This window comes from Micromonospora sp. M61 (assembly GCF_018070245.1).
Classification (GTDB): domain Bacteria; phylum Actinomycetota; class Actinomycetes; order Mycobacteriales; family Micromonosporaceae; genus Micromonospora; species Micromonospora zamorensis.
On sequence record NZ_JAGPYA010000144.1, the window covers coordinates 1 to 1,489 of the forward strand.

Annotated in this window: 1 protein-coding gene; it reads left to right on the top strand. The window is 69.6% G+C overall.

All coding sequences use genetic code 11. From position 1 onward, the window contains the following. Positions 1-173 precede the first annotated feature (173 nt). Positions 174-1,325 (top strand): epoxide hydrolase family protein, encoded by a 1,152-nt coding sequence (locus KBX34_RS32950; protein WP_210793483.1) that lies wholly within the window; start codon positions 174-176, stop codon positions 1,323-1,325. Positions 1,326-1,489 lie beyond the last annotated feature (164 nt).

Here is a 1,489-nt window from a genome sequence, read left to right on the forward strand (position 1 = left end):
CGGAGGGGGACGTGGATCTCAACAACCACCGTCGGCATGAGGGGTGATTCTGCATCACCGGAGGCTGTGCGGATCACGGGAGCAGGGGCGGGGCGGTCGTACCCTTGCCGCCGTGACCGCCGACCCCTGCGCCGCGCTCTCACCGCGCTGGCCACTGGCAGCTGAGGAGCCGCATGCCTGTCGATGTTCAGCCCTACCGGGTGCACGTTCCGGATTCCGAGCTGGCTGATCTCCGCGATCGGTTGGCGCGTACGCGTTGGCCAGAGGCGGCGACAGCGCCCGGCTGGGCGCACGGCATACCCCTGCACGAGGTGCAGAGCCTCTGCGGCTACTGGGCCGAGGCGTACGACTGGCGAGCCGCCGAGGCGCGGCTCAACGCGGTCCCGCAGTATCTCGTCAACGTGAACGGGTTGACGATCCACGTGCTGCACGCCCGGTCGCCGCATCCGGGTGCGATGCCACTGGTACTCACCCACGGCTGGCCCGGCTCGGTGCTGGAACTGGTCGACCTGATCATGCCGCTCACCGACCCGCTGAGCTGTGGCGGCACCGCCGAGGACGCCTTCGACGTGGTGATCCCGTCGCTGCCCGGTTACGGCTTCAGCGCCAAACCCGTCCACCCTGGTTGGAGCATCGAACGGATAGCCGCCACGTGGGCGGAGATCATGGCGGCACTGGGCTACACCCGTTACGGAGCCGCTGGCAGCGATTGGGGCACCAGCATCTCCAGCACCATCGGTGCCCTGGACGGCGAGCACGTGGCGGGCATCCATCTGGTACCACCGTTGGTCGGCCCGGATCCGACCGCCCCCGACGACCTCACCGATGCCGAACGCGAAGCGCTGGCTCATCTGCACGAACGCGGAAGATCCAGCTCGGCGTACTCCGAAGCCCACCGCACCGCGCCGCAGACCGTCGGGTACGCCCTGGTGGATTCTCCGGCCGGCCTGTGCGCGTGGATGGGCGAGAAGTTGCTCAGCTGGACCGACCCCAACGGCCACGGCCTCAACCGTGACCAGGTCCTTGACCAGGTCACGCTGTACTGGTTGACCGGGTCTGCGGCATCGTCGGCACGCCTGTATGCCGAGAGCATCGACCGGGTGTCCGGGTGGATCAGCGGTGAGGACGCCGCGCAGGTTCGCGTACCCGTCGGTGCCTCGATCTTTCCTGCCGAGGTGCCCCGACCGTCCCGACGGTGGACGACCCGTCGCTACCCGGACCTTCGGTACTGGAAGGAGCACGACCGTGGCGGGCACTTTCCCGCGCTCGAAGTGCCGGAACTGCTGATCGCCGACCTGCGCGCCTTCTTCCGACTGGTGCGCTGAGCCCGGGGGGACCACCGGCGGGGGTCGTACCCTTGCGGCCGTGACCGCCGACCCCCTGCGCCGCGCTCTCACCGCACCCGCGGACCCGCCGCTACGGTCCCTGCCCGACCAGGTCGTCGCCCTGTTGGAGACCCTGCATGCGCCGCCGCGTCTTGCCGCGCACC

Coding starts and splice junctions, on each gene's coding strand:
- KBX34_RS32950 (WP_210793483.1), top strand. CDS start 174: ATGCCTGTCGATGTTCAGCCCTACCGGGTGCACGTTCCGGATTCCGAG.